21 protein-coding genes are annotated in these 18,627 nt (G+C 65.9%); 12 read left to right on the top strand and 9 right to left on the bottom strand.

Annotation, left to right across the window (positions count from 1 at the left end):
* The first annotated feature begins 122 nt into the window (after window positions 1–122).
* The 5 genes from AB0N24_RS17595 to AB0N24_RS17575 all read left to right on the top strand — a co-directional run bounded on the left by AB0N24_RS17595 (window position 123) and on the right by AB0N24_RS17575 (window position 3,113).
* On the top strand, window positions 123–245 hold the full coding sequence (locus AB0N24_RS17595; protein WP_364126922.1) for a hypothetical protein: 123 nt from the start codon (window positions 123–125) through the stop codon (window positions 243–245).
* 49 nt (window positions 246–294) lie between these two features.
* Window positions 295–1,050 carry a lytic transglycosylase domain-containing protein gene (locus AB0N24_RS17590; protein WP_364126919.1) on the top strand — a complete coding sequence of 252 codons (756 nt, stop codon included), beginning with the start codon at window positions 295–297 and terminating at the stop codon, window positions 1,048–1,050.
* A 60-nt stretch (window positions 1,051–1,110) separates the two neighbouring features.
* Complete coding sequence (locus AB0N24_RS17585) at window positions 1,111–1,836, top strand: class I SAM-dependent methyltransferase (protein WP_364126916.1); 726 nt, start codon at window positions 1,111–1,113, stop codon at window positions 1,834–1,836.
* 262 nt (window positions 1,837–2,098) lie between these two features.
* Window positions 2,099–2,785: a hypothetical protein gene (locus tag AB0N24_RS17580; protein ID WP_364126914.1), complete on the top strand. Its 687-nt coding sequence runs from the start codon at window positions 2,099–2,101 to the stop codon at window positions 2,783–2,785.
* Between the two features lie 112 nt (window positions 2,786–2,897).
* A complete protein-coding gene (locus tag AB0N24_RS17575; RefSeq protein ID WP_104174334.1) occupies window positions 2,898–3,113 on the top strand; it encodes a transcriptional regulator in 216 nt (71 codons plus the stop codon).
* 41 nt (window positions 3,114–3,154) lie between these two features.
* Here the strand turns inward: AB0N24_RS17575 and AB0N24_RS17570 are convergent, their stop codons facing one another.
* The 3 genes from AB0N24_RS17570 to AB0N24_RS17560 are packed head-to-tail and all read right to left on the bottom strand — an operon-like array spanning window position 3,155 to window position 4,965.
* The gene (locus AB0N24_RS17570) at window positions 3,155–3,946 is read right to left on the bottom strand and encodes a hypothetical protein (protein WP_364126910.1); all 792 of its coding nucleotides are present in this window, start codon (window positions 3,944–3,946) and stop codon (window positions 3,155–3,157) included.
* Window positions 3,947–4,006: 60 nt separating this feature from the next.
* A complete protein-coding gene (locus AB0N24_RS17565; RefSeq protein ID WP_364126909.1) occupies window positions 4,007–4,609 on the bottom strand; it encodes a hypothetical protein in 603 nt (200 codons plus the stop codon).
* Window positions 4,609–4,965: a PEP-utilizing enzyme gene (locus AB0N24_RS17560; protein WP_364126906.1), complete on the bottom strand. Its 357-nt coding sequence runs from the start codon at window positions 4,963–4,965 to the stop codon at window positions 4,609–4,611. Before AB0N24_RS17560 ends, AB0N24_RS17565 begins: the two co-directional genes overlap by 1 nt.
* A 200-nt stretch (window positions 4,966–5,165) precedes the next feature.
* Here AB0N24_RS17560 and AB0N24_RS17555 point away from each other — a divergent pair, with 200 nt between their 5' ends.
* Window positions 5,166–5,585, top strand: a complete 420-nt coding sequence (locus AB0N24_RS17555; protein ID WP_056626880.1) for a YciI family protein — start codon at window positions 5,166–5,168, stop codon at window positions 5,583–5,585.
* A gap of 22 nt (window positions 5,586–5,607) precedes the next feature.
* Window positions 5,608–6,864 (top strand): RNA polymerase sigma factor, encoded by a 1,257-nt coding sequence (locus AB0N24_RS17550; RefSeq protein WP_364126904.1) that lies wholly within the window; start codon window positions 5,608–5,610, stop codon window positions 6,862–6,864.
* A gap of 185 nt (window positions 6,865–7,049) precedes the next feature.
* Here AB0N24_RS17550 and AB0N24_RS17545 read toward each other — a convergent pair whose 3' ends face one another.
* Window positions 7,050–7,973, bottom strand: a complete 924-nt coding sequence (locus AB0N24_RS17545) for an AraC family transcriptional regulator (RefSeq protein ID WP_364126902.1) — start codon at window positions 7,971–7,973, stop codon at window positions 7,050–7,052.
* Window positions 7,974–8,248: 275 nt separating this feature from the next.
* Between AB0N24_RS17545 and AB0N24_RS17540 the strand changes: the two genes are divergently transcribed.
* From AB0N24_RS17540 to AB0N24_RS17520, 5 genes are all read left to right on the top strand, one after another.
* Complete coding sequence (locus tag AB0N24_RS17540) at window positions 8,249–9,595, top strand: sugar ABC transporter substrate-binding protein (RefSeq protein ID WP_364126899.1); 1,347 nt, start codon at window positions 8,249–8,251, stop codon at window positions 9,593–9,595.
* A 26-nt stretch (window positions 9,596–9,621) separates the two neighbouring features.
* A complete protein-coding gene (locus AB0N24_RS17535) occupies window positions 9,622–10,590 on the top strand; it encodes a sugar ABC transporter permease (RefSeq protein ID WP_364126896.1) in 969 nt (322 codons plus the stop codon).
* On the top strand, window positions 10,587–11,504 hold the full coding sequence (locus AB0N24_RS17530) for a carbohydrate ABC transporter permease (RefSeq protein ID WP_364126894.1): 918 nt from the start codon (window positions 10,587–10,589) through the stop codon (window positions 11,502–11,504). The genes AB0N24_RS17535 and AB0N24_RS17530 overlap by 4 nt, the downstream gene beginning before the upstream one ends.
* A gap of 53 nt (window positions 11,505–11,557) precedes the next feature.
* Entirely contained in the window at window positions 11,558–12,619 is a 1,062-nt protein-coding gene (locus AB0N24_RS17525; RefSeq protein ID WP_364126892.1) for an NAD(P)-dependent alcohol dehydrogenase, read from the top strand.
* Window positions 12,620–12,828: 209 nt separating this feature from the next.
* The gene (locus AB0N24_RS17520) at window positions 12,829–13,344 is read left to right on the top strand and encodes a flavin reductase family protein (protein WP_364126890.1); all 516 of its coding nucleotides are present in this window, start codon (window positions 12,829–12,831) and stop codon (window positions 13,342–13,344) included.
* On the opposite strand, the gene AB0N24_RS17515 is transcribed toward AB0N24_RS17520, so the two are convergent.
* From AB0N24_RS17515 to AB0N24_RS17495, 5 genes are all read right to left on the bottom strand, one after another.
* Window positions 13,341–13,958 (bottom strand): NAD(P)H-binding protein, encoded by a 618-nt coding sequence (locus AB0N24_RS17515; protein ID WP_364126951.1) that lies wholly within the window; start codon window positions 13,956–13,958, stop codon window positions 13,341–13,343. The two genes, AB0N24_RS17520 and AB0N24_RS17515, sit on opposite strands and share 4 nt — an antisense overlap.
* A 152-nt stretch (window positions 13,959–14,110) precedes the next feature.
* Window positions 14,111–15,313 carry a cytochrome P450 gene (locus tag AB0N24_RS17510; RefSeq protein ID WP_364126887.1) on the bottom strand — a complete coding sequence of 401 codons (1,203 nt, stop codon included), beginning with the start codon at window positions 15,311–15,313 and terminating at the stop codon, window positions 14,111–14,113.
* Window positions 15,310–15,987: a dethiobiotin synthase gene (gene bioD, locus AB0N24_RS17505; RefSeq protein WP_364126884.1), complete on the bottom strand. Its 678-nt coding sequence runs from the start codon at window positions 15,985–15,987 to the stop codon at window positions 15,310–15,312. Before bioD ends, AB0N24_RS17510 begins: the two co-directional genes overlap by 4 nt.
* Entirely contained in the window at window positions 15,984–17,168 is a 1,185-nt protein-coding gene (locus AB0N24_RS17500) for an 8-amino-7-oxononanoate synthase (RefSeq protein WP_364126882.1), read from the bottom strand. Before AB0N24_RS17500 ends, bioD begins: the two co-directional genes overlap by 4 nt.
* Window positions 17,165–18,526 (bottom strand): adenosylmethionine--8-amino-7-oxononanoate transaminase, encoded by a 1,362-nt coding sequence (locus AB0N24_RS17495; RefSeq protein ID WP_364126880.1) that lies wholly within the window; start codon window positions 18,524–18,526, stop codon window positions 17,165–17,167. Before AB0N24_RS17495 ends, AB0N24_RS17500 begins: the two co-directional genes overlap by 4 nt.
* Between the last annotated feature and the right edge of the window lie 101 nt (window positions 18,527–18,627).

Raw genomic sequence — 18,627 nt, 5'->3', positions numbered from 1 at the left:
GCAAAAAGGGCTGGGAAATCCCCGCAGAACTCGCACACATCGAAAGCTCAGGCACCACCCGCCAGGAAGCCAGCTCCCTGATCGCAGCGCACTCCGGCGTCTGACACCGAAGAGGATCAAACATGTTCCCTACGCGACTTGAGATCATCCCTTCCGAGGGCAACGTCGAAAACATCCGGGCCGCAGTGCCGTTGACCACCAACCTCACCATCACGTGCCTGCCGCAACCTGGAACGGCATCGTGATGTAAATTGCATTGAGGTGAGACACGCAGACCAGAAACGAGGCCATGTCATGCTCCGCCTGAAACGCCTCGCAGTATTCTGCGTTTTCACCATCGCCGTCGTCACCGGGCTCCTCTTCTGGCTGATCCATCCGTCCGGCGCGGCAGCGCCTTGGGGCCAGTCCCCGCCGCCGCAATCAGGTGCCAAGCTCCCGATGCTGTCCAGTATCAGCACCCCTGCCGTGGACATCGCTGAGGGCCCGGTCGACGCCCAGTGGCTGGAGCAGTCCGCGGCGCAGACCGGGATACCTGCCAGGGCGCTCCAGGCCTACGCGGCAGCAGCCGAACGGGCCAACGCCGACGCGCCGACGTGCCGGATAGGCTGGAATACTGTGGCAGCCATCGGCTTCTTCGAGTCCGCCCACGGTAGTCACGGAGGCGGAAGCCTGACTCCCGCCGGGCAGTCGAACCGGACAATTATCGGACCCAGCCTCAATGGCGACAGTTTCGCGGCCATCGCTGACACCGACTCCGGTGCATTTGACGGCGACGCCGTCTGGGACCACGCGGTCGGACCAATGCAGTTCATTCCCTCGACCTGGCAGCAGGCAGGGCGCGACGGGAACGGGGACGGGGAGGCAGATCCGCTGAACATCGACGACGCCGCACTCAGCGCGGCCGCATACCTGTGCGCCGGCGGCCGGGACCTCACCACCGACCGAGGGTGGACGGACGCCGTCCTCTCCTACAACCAGTCCGATTCCTACGTGCGCCAAGTACGCGACCAGGCCAACGTGTACGACGCACAATCGGCCCCCACCGGCTAACTCCGCCGGTCTGTGTGGTGGATGTCGTTGACCATGGCGCCATTCAGCAACACTGCTTGCATGTCCGCCGGCCCGTTGGGCACCATCGACTGTGAAGCGTACATTTCAGAACGGAAGGAGCTCGACGTGGCCGGGACAGCAGAGGTGTTCGACAAGGACTACTGGGAACGGCATTGGAAACAGGCCCGCGACGAAGCGCCGGCGGATCCGAAAGTGATCGCCCCCAACCCCCATCTGACCCGCGAAACTAGCGGACTCGCACCGGGCACAGCGCTGGATGCCGGATGCGGGACAGGGGCTGAAGCAACATGGCTGGCCTCGCAGGGCTGGCAGGTCACCGGTGCCGACATTTCCGCCACGGCTCTCGCCCAGGCAACCGAGCGCGCCAGAAGGGAGTCCGTGTCCGACAGGGTGACCTGGGTCGAGGCGGACCTCACCTCCTGGGAACCGGAAGGCCGGTTCGACCTCGTGACCACCCACTACGCGCACCCGGCGATGCCGCAACTGGCCTTCTACGAACGCATCTCGGAATGGGTGGCCCCAGGGGGAGCGCTGTTGATCATCGGGCACCTGCACGACCCCGCCTCCACGGGGCACGGACACCACCCTCCCGCCGAGGCGACCGTCACGCTCGCGGACATCACCGGGTGCCTGGACCCGGGTGTCTGGAGCATAGATAGTGCAGGGGAGCACAGCCGTGAGCTCCTCGGTCCCGGTGGGCGGCCCTTTTCCCTGCAGGACGTGGTTGTGCGGGCCACCCGGCTCGTTGCAGAGGCGAATGCTTGACGCTTCCGTTGTATACGTTGACGACGTCAACGTCCGCGCGCCGTGACACGGGAATTGAGACCATGGTTGCGGGCCAAATGGCCGGCACTGTGACTAGACTCGGGCCATCAGTTCACGTTTGGGGCCGTGGAAGTGTGCCCTGGCGGTCCGTGCACCACGCTTCGTAAGGGCTCAAATGGCATCTAGGGATTCATCGGAGGCCTTGCCTCCCGTCATCGTCTACGCCGCGCTGAACCCGGGTGCGCCAGCCAGGGAAACGTCCGTGGCCCCGATGCTTAACGCCGGCCTCACCGCCGCCGAAGCAGCCGGGGCGACCAAGCAGGTAACCGATGAAAATGGATGGAACTGGGGAACGAGGACGGCGGCCGCTATGGCGGCCCTGCTGATCGTTGTCCATTTCCTGCCTGCACAGTTTTCACCGGGATGGCTGGACACCTTGCCTGAGTGGGCGTTCTACGTATACCTGTTTGGGCTGATGCCGGCGTTCGCGTTGGCGGGGATGGTGACGGCCAGGATCCGGGGCCGCCGGTATCGTCGCTGGCTCGTGAGGGCTCAAGAGGTGGGGGCTGAGTATGGGAACAGGCTTGTGTATCTGGGAGACGTTGAGGGCGAAAACCTTCAACGCACGTCAGAGTTGATTCAGCGGATACTGAAAGCCAGAAAGGCCCTGTTGACCGGCCGGGCCGCGGCGGGTGAAGCGGAAGTGAAAGTGATGGCTGCCCTCGCGTCGCTCGCCGAGTACCTCACACACCCCGCACCGCAGCCGCTTCCGGCAACGGCCGCGATGCCGGCCAGTGCCATCCGCGAGTTGGAGGAACACCAGACCGAGACAGCGGAGTCGCTGCGCGCCACGACCGCGCGGATGTCGTTGGCTCTGGAGGATCTGGAATTCCTGGCCGGCACGGCGAGTGGCAGCAGGGCTCACAAGAGGTTGACCAGAGCGACGTAGCTCAGCATGCACAGGCCGACAGAAGCGCCAACGTCCCCGAGGATGCCATGGTCTTGCTGCGGCGGCGTCAACTAATGTTGACGGCCCCGGCGGCGTCAACTAATGTTGACGCATGGAGGTGGAGCGGATGAAAACGCTGGTGGCATCGATGGACGGGAAAGGTCCCGCTGAAGCCTTATACGCCGTGGCGGAACTGCAGAAGGAAGTCGGACGCACGGAAGCGTCCCTGGTCCGCAAGGCCCGGCAGGCAGGCCTGTCCTGGGAGGCGATCGCGTTGTGCCTGGGGGTCAGCAAGCAGGCTGTCCACCGCAAGTACGGAAAGCAGTAACGTTTTCGTTCAGCCGGATTCAACTCTCTGCTCCGCGTGGCTCACGCGCCGTTGACGAGTTCAAGCACGCGGGCTACGGCCCTGTCATAGGCACCGTAGTCAGTCACTGGACGGCCATTGGAACAGTCGGTCACGAGACGAAACAGCAATGCCCTGACGAGATACTGCGGGAAGCATCGCGCTGGGCTGATCTTTTCGAACAAAGAGAGCGGCGCACCCTCGAAGCAGACGGCGTCAACAGCGATCACAGCCACCGCGTACTCCGGTGGCCGCCAATAGACGGTCAGATCGATCACAGCGGGTGGAAGAACGCAATCGAATAAGACGTTTCCGGTCAGGTCGCCGTGGATGATGCCCGGGGGATCGAAGACCTGCCGCCGGGCGCTCACCACGTCCGCCACGTGGGGAGCGGCGACCGGCGGACCGGCTTCTTCGCCCCAGGCGAAGCGGTCAGCCCTGGCCCAGGCGTGATTTCGCATGTCGATAAAGGCCGGCCGCTTTGCCTCGGCGAAAATTGTGGCGAACTCACGGGCAAGCTGCGCGAGTTCCAACCATCTGCCCGGCTGATGTTCGCCGGCCAGATACGGGAACGCTGTCCAGCCGTCAACGATCAATTTCCCCGATGTGCTCCTGATCGGGAGGCTCAGGCGCAGATCGCCGTCAACGCTGTATTCACGCGCGACTTCGTCCAACCAAAGCAGTTCCTCGGGAAGCACATCGAGGGGCTTCAGCGTCACATCGCCGACTCGCCAGGCCGTTCCTTGGCCGCCCTCAAGCTCTAATGCTGTCCCGGCGGCGCGGAACTCAGTTTGGGTTTCGATCGAGGGGCGCACGTGATCACTATAGGAGGTGAACGTCCCCGGCCGATCTGCAGGACCCGTCCTACAGATTGCTCATCTTTGGATGCCAAGGGTAGCGATGAGGTCTTCGTGGAGCTCGAACCAGATGCGGTGGAAGGAGTCCCGGTCTGTGGCGGTGAGCCAGGCAGGCTCTGTCGCAGCATTTGTGAGGGCCAGCTCGAGGCGGTTGGCGTAGCCGCGGAACCGCGGCAGCACCGCGGTTAGGCGGGCTTCCAAGCCGCGCAGGGACGTCAGGGCCTGAGCCAAGGTTTGGCGCGTCTGCTCGTCAATCTCCTCCGGCCGAGGCTCGTCGGTGAGCCGCTGCATTTGGATCTTGCTGCAGGCCGTTACAACAACAGTGTTCAAGGACGCAAAGTCCGAGTGCACGGCGGAGACGGCTGTACGACCGGCGGCCGTGTTCAGCTCTGCTGCCAGCAGCCGTTCGTTTTCCGCCCTGCCCGCGAGAGTCAGGGACCACCCCCGGGTTCCCCCGAAGGCGGAGCGCAGTGCCCACCCGTTGGTACCTGCATCGATAAGGCAACGTTCGACGTCGGGCGGATCCTGTCCGAACCGCTCGGCAATCGGTTCGGTGCCGGCGAATCCGAGCAGCCTCACTGCGTGGAGCGTGAGCAGCGTGGATCGCTGCTGCGGGCTCATCACGAAGTTGTTCCGGTAGTCACAGGTTTCTCGCGGACGGTTCCGTCAGTTCCGTCCACCACGAGGGTTGTCCCGGTTGTGATGCGGGTCAGGGCGTCGGTTACGCCCAGAACGGCCGGGATGCCGTACTCGCGGGCAACGATGGCCGCATGCGAAAGCATTCCCCCTGTTTCCGTGACGATTGCGCACGCCACCGCGAAGAGGGGTGTCCAGGCCGGATCAGTGGTGCGGCAGACGACGACGTCGCCGGGCTTCACAGCGGAGAACTCGTCGATGTTGTGGACAGTCCGTGCAGTGCCGCATGCAGTACCCGGGCTCACCCCCGTTCCAGTGACGACGTCGTTTGAGATGTCCATTCGTTCCTTTCCCGTTCGGGCGCCGGATGTAACTTCCACATCAGCCGGCCGCTCCCGCACCGCAGTCTACCCAGCCTCGACGTCCGGCAATGCTGCTGTAAGGCAAAAGATTTTCCAGGCCGGTGTCGATCGGCCCTCGCGCTGTTCGACCTATGGGTGAGAAGGTCGAAGGGCGACCTTCCAAAACCTAGGAGATTGAAATGGCAAAGTACATGTTGATCATGCGCGGAACCGACGAGTCGTACGCCAACCTCGAGAAGGCCGACTTCAACGAAATGCTCGAGACCATGGGTAAGTTCAATGATGAACTTATCCGAGCAGGAGTCCTCCTGGCAGCCGAAGGCCTCGACGATCCGAAAGAGGGCGTCGTAGTGGACTTCACCGGCGAAACCCCGGTAGTCACCGACGGGCCCTACGGCGAAACCAAGGAGCTGTTCGGCGGCTACTACATCCTGGATGTCGCCTCGAAGCAGGAAGCCATCGAGTGGGCCAAACGCGCACCCATGACGGCCGGAACCAAGACGGAAATCCGCCGGGTACCTTCGATCGACGAATTCCCGCAGGACAACGAATGGATCCAGAAGGAACGCGCCTGGCGCGAGCAGACCGGCCAGCTCTGAACCGGCCGGCTCAGATCCGCCAGTGAGCAGCAACGAGGCAAGGGCCGCCGTCGAAGCGGTGTGGCGCATTGAGTCCGCACGCATCGTCGGCGCCCTTGCCCGCTATACGGGAGATTTCCCGCTGGCCGAGGACCTCGCACAGGAAGCGCTAGCCGAGGCCCTGGTCTCCTGGTCGGTGAACGGCGTCCCCGCCGAACCGGTGGGTTGGCTGCTGACCACCGGCCGGCGTCGTGCGATCGATACGTTCCGGCGCCGCGCCGCCCGGGACGAAAAGTACGCGCTCCTGGCCACGGACCTCGCCGAGGAGGCGCCGGGCGCAGATTCCCTGTTCGATCCCGCCGCGATCGACGACGACGTGCTGGCCCTGATGTTCACCTCCTGCCATCCGGTGCTGTCCAAGGAAGCCCGGATCGCGCTGACGCTGCGCGTTGTGGGCGGCATGGGCACCGACGAGATCGGCAAGGCGTTTCTGGTTCCCGTGCCCACCATCCAGGCACGCATCACCCGTGCCAAGAAGACACTGGCCGCCGCCCACGTTCCCTTCGCCGTCCCTGAACCGCACGAGAGACCGGAAAGGCTCGGCTCCGTCCTCCAGGTGGTCTACCTGATCTTCACGGAAGGCTCCTTCGCGTCCGGCGGCGACTCCTGGATGCGAACGGACCTGGCCAGCGAAGCACGCCGCCTTGCCCGTGTGCTGGTGCGGCTGGTCCCCGAACCTGAGGTTTTTGGCCTGCTGGCCCTGATGGAATTCACTGCGGCGCGTTTCCCGGCAAGGCTGGATTCGGCCGGACGGCCTGTCCTCCTGGAGGACCAGGACCGACGGCGGTGGGACCAGTCCGCGATTCGGCGCGGCCGCGCGGCGCTTTCGACGGCCGCAGCGGCCGGCCGCGGGCTGGGAGCCTACGGGCTGCAGGCTTCCATCGCCGAATGCCATGCGGTGGCACGGTCGGTTGCGGAAACGGACTGGCAGCGGATCGTCATCCTCTACGAGGCGCTGGGCCGGTTGTCGCCGTCGCCAATTGTCGAACTGAACCGCGCGGTGGCGGTGGCCATGGCCTCGGGTCCGGCAGCGGGACTGGAACTGGTTGACGCGATCGCGTCCAGCGGCGAACTCCACGGCTCGCACCTGTTGCCGGCCGTGAGGGGCGAGATGCTGAGCAGGCTCGGCCGGCGTGATGAGGCGACATCGGCGCTGCAGGAGGCAGCCGGCCTTTGCACGAATGCGGCCGAACGGGCAGCACTGGAACGCAAGATCGACGGGCTTCAGAAGCCGGCGTAGGGTCTTCGTAGGGAGGCGGACAAACCTGTCATCCCGTCCGTGCGGGCCTGAAACGGCAGGCAACAACCTGGGTCAGTGCGCTGGCCGTGTTGGGCGCATGGCTCCCCGGAGCAATACCAATGATCCAGGTGGCCCGCACGTGCCCGGCTTCCGGACAGTGCGACATCGGAGCGCTTCCCGGAAGGTCAGTTCTGAGCCCGCTTGCGGTAGTTTCGGGGAGTTTCGCCGGTGTCGTTGAGGAAGTGCCGGTTGAAATTGGACAGGTTCGAGAAGCCGACTTCGTAGCAGATGTCGGAAATGGCTTTGTCGCTGCTCTCGAGTAAACGCCGGGCGTGGGCCAGGCGGAGTTTGCGGACCAGATCGCTGAAGTTCTGGCCGGTGGCCCGCTTGAAGTACTTCGAGAAGGTGGGTTCCGCCATTCCCACCAGGGCCGCCGCCTCGGACATCTTGATATTTCCTGCGTGGTTGCTGAACACGTACTCCAGGATGATGTCGACCACGGCGGCGGCCTGGCCGTCCAACTGCGGCCTGAACCATTCCTCGGCTAGGAAGCGCCGTTCTTCCTGCGGCGCCCTGGCCAGGATTCCAAAGAGCTCAAACAGGTGTTGGAGCCGCTCCAGCCCTGTGGTGGCTCCCATCGCCTCGATGGATGCAGCGGCCGTCCGGGCTGAACGGCCCAGGAATTCGATACCGCGTGCCGACTGTTCCAGCAGGGGCTTAACCTCGGCCATCTCGGGGACAAGGGCTGCGGTCTGCTCGACCCATTGGCCGTCGAACTGGATGACGGCGTCCCGGTTCTTCAGTACTTCGCCGGGTTTCAGGTCGCTGACCCAGTCGTGGGGGAGGCCCGATCCAACGATGGACACGTGGCCGGCCTCAAAAGTGCCGATGTGGTCGCCGACGATGAACTTCCCGGCGCCCTTCCGGATGAGGTGGATCTCGTACTCGGGATGATAGTTCCACCGTGCCACCGGACTGGGGTAGTCGTGTTGGTTCCACCGGACTGAGTGGTTGGGGTCAGGGGGGATGACTTCCCGGTTCGCGCGCATCCCCAGGAGTCTTTCGGCCAGTCTGGCGGTTGCTCCGCCGATGGGGTCCGCGGCAGTCATGGTGGTTCTCTCCGGATTGGGGTTTATGAAATCTGGACAGCGTCTCAGGCGCTTACCCCAGAATAGCGCCTGCTGCAGGGAACGGCTGCGGAAAATAAGTATCAGAAATTGGCAACCACGGCGCTAGTTGTGACCTATGCCTCCCGCCTAATCTTGAAGAACATCAACGAGCAACACCGGGAATTCCCGGTCACTTGCCACACCCCGGTCCGGCACTTCGACGCAGCAGTCGAAATCCTGTGACCGTGCACCCCTGAAGAACAAAGGAGTCCTTAATGCGCCCAAAAATGCGTGCTGCGACCCTGGCCGCCGGCGCCCTGTGCGTCGCGCTGAGTGCCTCGGCCTGCGCCGGTGCTGGCGGAGGCAATTCCGCCGGAGACCCGAACAGCATCAACGTCCTGATGGTGAACAACCCCCAGATGGAGGACCTGCAGCGGCTCACCGCGGATAACTTCACCAAGGAAACCGGCATCAAGGTCAACTACACGATGCTGCCGGAGAACGATGTCCGCGCCAAGATCAGCCAGGAGTTCTCCAGCCAGGCAGGCCAGTACGATGTGGCGTCGCTGTCCAACTACGAGATCCCGTTCTATTCCGCCAACGGCTGGCTCGCGCCGCTGGACAATGTGGCCCAGGCCCCCGGATTTGACCAGGACGACATCCTGCCGGCCTACACGGCCTCGCTCACCGGTACGGACGGCAAACTCTACGGCGAACCGTTCTACGGCGAGTCCTCGTTCCTGATGTACCGGAAGGACATCCTGGAGGCCAGGGGTCTGACCATGCCGGAGAAACCCACCTGGGACGAGGTCGCGGACATAGCAGCGCAAGTCGATGGCGCAGTCCCGGGAATGAAGGGGATCTGCCTGCGCGGCCAGCCCGGCTGGGGCCAGGTCTTCGCGCCGCTGACCACCGTGGTGAATACCTTCGGCGGCACCTGGTTCGACAAGGACTGGAACGCCCAGGTCAGCAGCCCGGAATTCACCGCAGCAGTCGAGTTCTACACCAAACTGGTCCGCGAGCACGGTGAAGCTGGCGCCGCGCAGGCAGGCTTCACCGAATGCCTGAACAATATGAGCCAAAGCAAAACGGCTATGTGGTACGACGCCACATCGGCCGCGGGCGCCCTGGAGGCGGACGCCTCACCCGTGAAGGGGAAGATCGGCTACGCCCAGGCCCCGGTCAAGGAAACGAAGTCGTCCGGCTGGTTGTGGACGTGGTCCTGGGCTGTTCAGGCTGCTTCCAAGAAGCAGGACGCGGCCGGGAAGTTCATTGCCTGGGCCAGTTCGAGCGAATACGAGGGACTGGTCGCCTCCAAGCTCGGCTGGGCGAAGGTTCCCTCCGGCAAACGCATCTCCTCATACGAGAATGCCGAATTCCAGAAGGCGGCTCCGTTCTTTGAGGCCGAACGCTTCGCTATAGAGAACGCCGATCCGAAGAACCCCGGCGCCCAGGAACGCCCGGCGGTCGGCATCCAGTTTGTCGGCATTCCCGAGTTCGCTGCCCTGGGCACCAACGTCTCCCAGGGTGTCAGCTCTGCCATCGCAGGGCAGGGCACCGTGGCCGATGCACTGGCCAAGGGCCAGGAAGCCGCTCAAAAAATTGGCAGTAAGTACAAGTAGCAATGACCGAATCGCAGGAGAACATCATGACTACCGCAACGGCGCGCATCTCCCGCCCGGGACGCAACGCAGCCAAACCTTCACGAGACAGCCGGTCGCGGGAACGCGCCCTGGCCTGGGCACGGCGTGCGCCGCTGCTTCCGGCCCTGATCTTCCTCATCATCGTCACCCAGCTTCCGTTCGTGGTGACGCTGATCATCTCGTTCCTGAACTGGAACAGCCTGAGCCCTGACAAGACCGCCTTCGCCGGGTTGGAGAACTACGCCACGGTGCTCACGGACCCGGATCTGCGCCAGGCGATCTTCACCACCATCCTCCTCACCGTCTCCGTGGTCCTGGCCAGCCTGGTCATCGGGTTGGGCCTGGCACTGCTGCTGGACAAGAAGTTCATCGGCCGCGGACTGGCCCGGACCCTGCTGATCGCACCGTTCCTCGTGGTGCCCGTAGCCGCGGCCCTCATTTGGAAGCATGCCCTGCTCAACCCCACCTACGGGCTGATCAACGGCATCCTGACCTGGGTCTGGTCCCTCTTCGGCAATGACACTGCGCCCCAGTTGGACCTCCTGTCCCAGGCACCGATGATGGCCGTCATCGTGTCGCTGGTCTGGCAGTGGACGCCGTTCATGATGCTCATCCTGCTCGCCGGCTTGCAGTCCCGTCCCATGGACACCGTCGAAGCGGCCCAGATGGACGGCGCCACGCCGTGGGCCGTCTTTAGGCACCTCACGCTGCCGCACCTGCGCCAGTACCTGGAGCTGGGCGGCCTGCTCGGAGCCATCTACATCGTGCAGAACTTCGATGCCGTCTTCACCCTTACCGCAGGGGGACTGGGCACCGCCAACCTGCCCTACGCCATCTACCAGACGTTCTACTTCGCCAACGAATACGGCCTGGCGTCCGCCGCCGGCGTCGTGGTGGTCATCGGCACCATCGTTGTGGCCACTTTCGCCCTCCGCACCGTTTTTTCCCTTTTCAAGAAGGAGGCAGCACGATGAGCACGCTCACTCCTGCCGCACCACGCAAAACAGCCCCCGCACGTGCCAGCTCAACAACTGCACCACTCCGGCGCGGCAAGTCACGCATGGACCCCACCCGCAACAACACCGCCGCCGGACTCGCCGCCTGGCTGCTGGCCCTGCTGTTCGCCGCCCCCGTCGTGTGGATGATCCTGACCTCCTTCCACTCGGAAACCGACGCAGCCACCAACCCGCCGTCCATCGCCGCGAACCTCACCCTGGACGCGTACAGGGAGTTTTTCGGGGAAACGTCCGGCGTCAGCCCGTGGCCGTCGCTGATCAACTCCGCCACCGCTTCGGTCCTGTCCACGGTCCTCGTCCTGGTACTGGCCATTCCCGCGGCGTATGCCCTGTCCATCCGGCCGGTGAAGAAGTGGACCGACGTGATGTTCTTCTTCCTTTCCACGAAAATGATGCCGGTGGTGGCGGCGATCCTGCCGCTCTACCTGTTCGCCAGGACGGTCGGGGCCTTGGACAACATCTGGTTCCTGATCCTGATGTACACCTCCATGAACCTCCCCATCGCAGTCTGGATGATGCGTTCGTTCCTCGCAGAAGTACCGGTCGAGATGCTGGAAGCCGCCCAGATTGACGGCGCCAACCTTCTCCTGACCCTCCGCAAGATCATCGCCCCGGTCGCGATGCCGGGCATCGCCGCCACGGCCCTGATCTGCTTCATCTTCAGCTGGAACGAACTGCTCCTGGCCCGGGTCCTCACCGGCGTGGTGGCAGGCACCGCCCCGGTCTTCCTGACGGGCTTCGTCTCGGGCCAGGGCCTCTTCCTCGCCAAGGTCTGCGCGGCGGCCGTCGTGATCTCCCTCCCGGTGCTGTTCGCCGGTTTCGCCGCCCAGGACAAGCTCGTCCAGGGCCTCTCGCTTGGCGCCGTGAAATAGCGCCGTCGAGTAGCTGGCCCCGCCACTTCCTATCTCTTAAAAGGATTACCTCGATGACAACATCAACCGCCCAGTCCCGGGCCCTCGGACAGCCTGAACTGCCAACCACCATGCGCGCCTCCATCCTGAAGCGCCAGGGCGACATGGCTATGGAATCCCTGCCCCTGCCGCAGCTCGACGCCGACCAGGTCCTGGTCCAGGTCGCCGCCGTCGGCGTCTGCGGAAGCGACGTGCACTACTACGAGCATGGCCGGATCGGCGACTTCGTGGTGGACCACCCGCTGATCCTCGGCCACGAATTTTCCGGCCGGATCGCCGCCGTCGGAAGCGCCGTTGACCCTGCCCGCATCGGCAACCGTGTCGCCGTCGAACCGCAGCGTCCCTGCCGCACATGCAAGCAGTGCAAGGCCGGCCGCTACAACCTGTGCCCGGACATAGAGTTCTACGCCACCCCGCCGATCGATGGCGCCTTCGCCGAATACGTGACCATCCAGAGCGATTTCGCCTACGACATCCCGGACAGCGTCAGCGACGAAGCGGCCGCCCTCATCGAGCCGCTCTCCGTGGGCCTCTGGGCCTGCGAGCGCGCCGACATCAAGCCCGGCAGCCGGGTCCTGATCGCCGGCGCCGGGCCGATTGGCATCATCGCCGCCCAGGCCGCCCGCGCGTTCGGCGCCACCGAAATCTACATCAGTGACATCTCCGAGGACCGGCTCGCGTTCGCCCTGGCACACGGCGCCACACACGCGCTCAACGCCAGGACGGACAGTGTGGAAGGGCTCGACGTCGATGCGTTCATTGACGCCTCCGGCGCCCCTCAGGCGGTCCGGTCCGGGATCAGGGCCGTCGGGCCCGCCGGCAGGGTCATCCTCGTGGGACTAGGGGCGGACGACGTCGAACTCCCCGTCTCGTACATCCAGAACCGGGAGATCTGGCTCTCCGGCGTGTTCCGCTACACGAACACCTGGCCGCTGGCCATCCAGCTCATCGCGGACGGGAAGGTGGACCTGGACATCCTGGTGACCGGCAAGTTCTCCCTCGCCGAGTCCGAAGAAGCGCTCAAAGCCGGCAAGCAGGCCGGGCAGCTCAAAGCAGTGGTCTACCCGGGCCGCTGATCGGCGAATCGCTCGTCGACATCATCAGCGACCCCGCCATCCGGAGGAGATGGCGATGTGACCGGAGGTCCCAGCAGGCGGGTGTGTTTTCTTACGCCATGCTTCGGAGGGTGAACCCGTGTTTCCCCGCGCGTCCGTTCGTTTCATCCGGCGTTGGGAACCGGTAAGCAGGGTGGTTGATTAGGTGGACCAGCTCGAAAGGACCCGCCATGACGGAACATTCTGACCTCACCCCGCGCCGACTTCGCACCATCCTGGGTCATTTCGCGACCGGCCTGACCGTGATCACCGCCGCAACCAAGGACGGCCCGGCCGGCTTCACCTGCCAGTCGTTCTCGTCGCTGTCGCTGGAACCGGCGCTCGTTACGTTCAGCCCGGCACGGACCTCGAGTACATGGCCGCTGCTGCGGGCAGCAGGACGGTTCACTGTGAACATCCTGGCGGCCGAACACCAGCACCTGGCGGGCCAGTTCGCCCGTTCCGGGACCGACAAGTTCGCCGGCGTTGATTATTCGCTATCACCGCTGGGCAACCCGGTGCTGGACCAGGCCCTGGCCTGGGTGGACTGCGAACTGCACGCGGAATACGACGGCGGCGACCACACCATTGTGGTCGCCGCCGTCCGGGCACTGAGCGCCAGGGCAGGTGCGGAACCGCTAGTCTTCTTCAAGGGCGACTACTTCGGTGTGCAGTCCCGGGCCGGGGCGCTGGAGAGCGCGGCCTAACGATGGTTGCGCCCGGCAACAGTTGGACGGTCTGGACGTTGCCGGTGTTGCCTCATGGCTCTACTGTTTGACTGCGTGTCCGGTGCCAGGAGCCTGCCGGAAATCCGGGCGACTTCCTGCATGCTGACCGGCCGGTCCCAGCCGATATCGATGCGCTGCCCGTCGATGCCCACCGCGTCTGTTGCCGCAGCCAGGTAGCCGGCGAGGTCGGCTGTGAGGACGAAGGTCAACGGTACGCGCGAGGACCCGAGCCACGTGAGGCGCCCTTTGCTGAACGGGTCGCCACCGAAACGGGTGACCTGGTCAAGGAATGCCCCCGGACGCAGCGCCACGAACGGGACGCCGAGTTCCTCGAGCCGGTCCTCGGCCAGCTTCTTATGCCAGAAATGCGGAACGTGCAGCGTCTGGTCACAGGTGAGGATGCTCGTCAGCACGAATCTGCGAACGCGGGTGCGGCCGGCAGCTTCGGCGAGGTTGCTATTGCCTACGGTGTCTATTTGAGGGGTGTCGCCTTTGCTGTGCCGCGTGTAACCGGCAGCCGTGGTGATCACGCTGTCGGCGCCGTCCATCGTCGCCTCCAGTGCAGTCGACCCGCGGACACCCTGCCTAAGCAGATCTACTCACGGGGGTTGAAGCCGCAAGCCCCTCTGGATGCGCCTGGCGGTGCAAGCTGCACCTGCGCGTGTTCGGCGGGGAGATCGAAGAATAACGGGTGGCGCGCGCCCGGTAACTGCCGTCGCGCAACGGTGGTCGAATTCGGGGATGCTCATCGTCCGGAGCGTGGCCTGTCCGTCACCGTGACTGTCCGCGGGGCCTGGAAGGACAGCAGCCGGATCCATTCGGGCGTGTGGTCCCGCAGCCGGATTCCGGGCAGTGCTGCAGCGGTTTCCTGGATGGTGACGGCTGCCTCCAGTTCCGCGAGCTTGGCCCCGAGGCAGCGGTGGATGCCGGAGCCGAACACCATGCCGTAGGCCGTGGATTGTCCGTTCCCGTCCGGTGAAGTAATGGGATTGCCGCTCAGTTCGAGGAGGATTTCGGTGCCGGCACGGATCGGGGCGTCACCGAGGTTGGTGTCGTGGGCTGCCACGCGGCGCCAGGTGGGGACGGACGATTCGGTGGTGAGTACGTGCCGGACCATGGTCCTGGAGCCTGTTTCGGTCGCGGCCTCGTTCCAGCCGACAGGGCCGGACCCTTCGAGGAGCCGGAACAGGGTGGTGCTGATCAGCTGGGTGGTGGTTTCCTGTCCGGCGATCAGCAGGAAGTAGCCCAGCGAACACATCTCCGGCGTGGACAGCCCGTGGTCGGCCAGGGATTTGAACAGGTTGCGTCCGGGGGCCGCCAGGGATTCTTTAACCAGCTTCCGCAGCCAGACGTAGAAACCTGCGGCGCTGTGGGCCAGTTCGAGTTGCCGGTCCGCGTCGGGCCAGCCCCAGAACAGCTCCATGGAGTCAAGGCCCCACCGCTTGAGGTCCGCAAGATCCCGGACGGGCAGTCCGAGGAGTTCGAGCATCACGACTGCCGGCGGAATCGCCGCGACCGTCAGCACCAGGTCCACGTGGCCGGAAGAGTCGAGCCGGTCCGCGGCGTTCCCTGCTGCTTCCCGGGCCAGTTCCCGGATCCGCGGCTCCATGGCGGCGACTGTGGCTGGTGTGAAATAGCCCGCTACCACCTTGCGGATCCCGGCGTGCGCGCCCGTGTCGTTGCTCGCCAGCACAGGCGGCAACGCAAAGCCCACGCGCTGCAGCACTCGCAGGGCCGGTCCTTCCAGTGGCGTGACCGCGACCAGGGCATTGCCGGGGCTGAAGTCGGCAGGACGGTGCAGCACCTCACGGACCGCGTCCGGGTCACGCACCACGAGGTACGGGCACCGCGCCTGGCCGGCGCCGGCAGTCTGTCCCGGGGTCTCCGTCTCTGCCGGCCCCGCCGGCACCAGCATCTCCGCGGGTCCGGCCGCCATCGCCGGGTTCATGCGGGCAGGCCGTTCAGCCAGGCAGCTGCGCCGGCGCGGAAATCCGCCGGGGACAGTCCCGAGGCCTGCTCAGGGAGGGCGCCGAGGAAAGGCACCCGCAGCGATCCGAGCACCTGCCGGTTGCTGTGGTGCACAACATCCGGAATGGGCGGCCAGCTACCGAGGACCACCCCAAGGACCTGCAGGTCCCGGGCGTCCAGCGCCTCGAGGGTCAAGGCCGTGTGGTTCAGGGTGCCGAGGGCCGGCCGCGCGACGAGCACGAACGCGGCTGCCAGGACCGATCCGAGGTCCGCCAGGGTGCCGCCGTCGGAATCCAGTTCCACCAGCAGGCCGCCTGCGCCCTCAACCAGGACGTGATCGTGGCACCCGGCCAGCGCGCGGACCTTCGCGGCGTGGGCAGCCACGCCGGGGAGCGCTGTTCGGTCGACGGCGGCCGCAGCGACGGGCGCCAGGGGTTGCTGCAGGACGACTCCGGTTTCAGCCGTCACGGCGCCGGCGAGCCGGACAATTTCGGCCGCGTCGGAATCGCCGTCGGCGGCTCCTGACTGGCACGGTTTGTACACTGCGACGCTGCGCCCCGTTCCGTGGAGGACGGCGGCGAGGGCCGCCGTCGTCATCGTTTTGCCGACGCCGGTGTCCGTTCCGGTGACCAGGATGATGCCGGGCAGGTTCATGGAAGCTCCTCCAAAATGCCGCGCAGCACTGCGCAGCTGTCTTCGATTTCCTCGGGTGTAAGGGTGGCGCGGGCGGTGAGCCGCAGCCGTGAAATTCCGTCGGGAACGGACGGCGGACGGAAGCAGCCAACCCGGACGCCGGCCGCACGTGCGGCACCGGCAGCCGCCAGCGCTGCTTCGGCGGACGGCATGGCAATGGACTGCACGGCCCCCGCTGATTGCTCGACGGCGGCCCGGTCGGCGGCAGTGCCGCTGGCCGCAAGGGCAGGGGCGAGCCCGGCGGCCAGCGCCGCAGCGTTGCTACGGACGGCTCCCGCCCGCCAGGGCTCTTCCCGGATGATCCGCACTGCGGCGAGGGCCGCTGCGGCAGCGGCAGGCGCCAGGCCGGTGTCGAAGATGAAGCTCCGGGCCCGGTTGACGAGGTGTTCCCGCAGGAGGGCGGATCCCAGAACGGCGCCGCCCTGGCTGCCCAGGGCCTTGGACAGCGTGGCCGTCACGATCACGTTCGGATGCCCGGCAAGGTCTGTCCCGGCCACCGAGCCGCGTCCCTGGAAGTCACCGGTGCCGGTGACGCCGAGGCTGTGCGCTTCGTCGATGAGCAGCACGGCGTCGTGTTCCTCGGCCAGGGCCAGCAGGGCAGCGAGCGGGGCTTCGTCGCCCAGGACGCTGTAGAGGGATTCGACGGCGATCAGCGCGCGCGGTTCCGGCCGGCCCGCAAGCAGCCGGCCCGCCTCCTCCACGCCGTTGTGGGTGAACGATTCGGTGCGGGAGCGGCTGAGCCTGAATCCATCGATCATCGAGGCGTGGCAGTGTTCGTCCGCGACGATCAGGGTCCCGGGGCCCCCGAGCGCCGTGATCACGCCGATGTTGGCCAGATAGCCGGAGGAGAACACCAGCGCCGTCTCCATCCCGGCCAGCATGGCGAGTTCCTGCTCGAGGTCCAGATGCAGCCGCGTGGTTCCGGCCACCAGGCGCGAGGACGTGGCACCCGCGCCCCACACCGAAACGGCGGCCGCAGCAGCCTGGGCAACCCGGGCGTCCGCCGCGAGGCCCAGATAGTCGTTGCTGGCCAAATCGATGAACCGTTCGTCCGCGGTGCGGGGGAGCGGGCTGCGGACCAGGCCCCGGCGCTCCCGGACTGCGGCCTGCCGCTCGAGCCACTGTGCCATCGAGGTGCTCATGCCGGTCCTCCCAATCCTGTCGGGACGCGCTCATGGACTTCGGCGACGGCCGCCGTCATGCCAGCGGTGATCTGCTCAATGTCCGCTGCGGTGCTGACGTACGGGGGCATGGTGTATACGAGGTTCCGGAACGGCCGGACCCAGACCCCGTTCCGGATGGCTGCGGTGGTGACCGCCGTGACGTCGACGGCGTCGTGCAGGTCGATGACTCCGACGGCACCGATGGTGCGGACCGCCCGGACAGCCTCAAGCTCCAGGGCGGGGGATAGCCCCGATTCGAGGCCGGCGCCGATCCGCCCGACGTCGGCCCGCCAGCCGCCGTCGTCGATGATGCCGAGGCTGGCGTTGGCCACCGCACACGCCAGCGGGTTCCCCATAAAGGTGGGACCGTGCAGCAGCGCCCCGGCCTCGCCGTTGGAGACTGTCGCGGCCACGTCTGCCGTGCAGAGCATGGCGGCCAGCGTCAGGTACCCGCCGGTCAGGGCCTTGCCGACGCACATGATGTCCGGCACGACGCCGGCATGATCGGCCGCGAACAACTCCCCGGTGCGCCCGAAGCCCGTTGCGATCTCATCGAAGATGAGGAGCAGCCCGTGCCGGTCCGCCACCTCCCGCAGTACTGTCAGGCATGCGGGCGGGTAGGCGTGCATCCCGCCGGCACCCTGCAGGACCGGTTCGACGATGATCGCTGCCAGGTCCCCGGAATGCATAGCCGCGATGTCCGCGAGGTCGGATGCCCACGCCTGCACGGTTTCCGGGGTCGCGGAAGCGGCGGCCGGCGGACGCGGAGCAAAGACATTGCCGGCCAGCATCCCCGGGAACGCGGAGTGCATGCCGTCCACGGGATCGCAGACCCCCATCGCCGCGAACGTGTCGCCGTGGTATCCGCCACGGACACTCAGGAACCGCTGCCTGGTGGGCCTGCCTGACGCGGTCTGGAACTGCACCGCCAGCTTCAGCGCAACCTCCACGGCCACCGAACCCGAGTCCGCGAGGAACACCCGTTCCAAGGCCGGCCGCCCCGGCGCGGAAGGGGCCATGCCCACGAGCCGCTCGGCCAATTCCACCGCCGGAGCATGCGTGAGCCCGCCGAACATCACATGGCTGAAACTCTCCAGCTGCCGCCGCGCGGCGGCGTCCAGCACCGGGTGCCGGTAGCCGTGGATCACCGACCACCACGAGGACATCGCATCAACCACCTCGTGGCGTTCGCCGTCCTCGCCCCGAAGCTGCAGCCGGACGCCGTCGGCCGCCTCGACCTCCCAGAGCGGGAGCTCCGGGGACGCCGATGCGTACGGGTGCCACAACCGCGCGCGGTCCCGCTGGATCAGGCCCGGCAGCTCCGAATCCTGCCTCATGGTGCAAGCACCCCGTGGCGGGAGCATTCCGCTGACCAACCTGTTGGTGTGACCTGGACTTTCATCCGCCGCCGGCAGGCGGCGCAGTACCGCGGCGGCTC

Source organism: Arthrobacter sp. NPDC093128 (assembly GCF_040683875.1).
Classification (GTDB): Bacteria; Actinomycetota; Actinomycetes; order Actinomycetales; family Micrococcaceae; genus Arthrobacter.
Note: the sequence above shows the minus strand (reverse complement) of the source record. Positions and strands in the feature narration are given on the sequence as shown.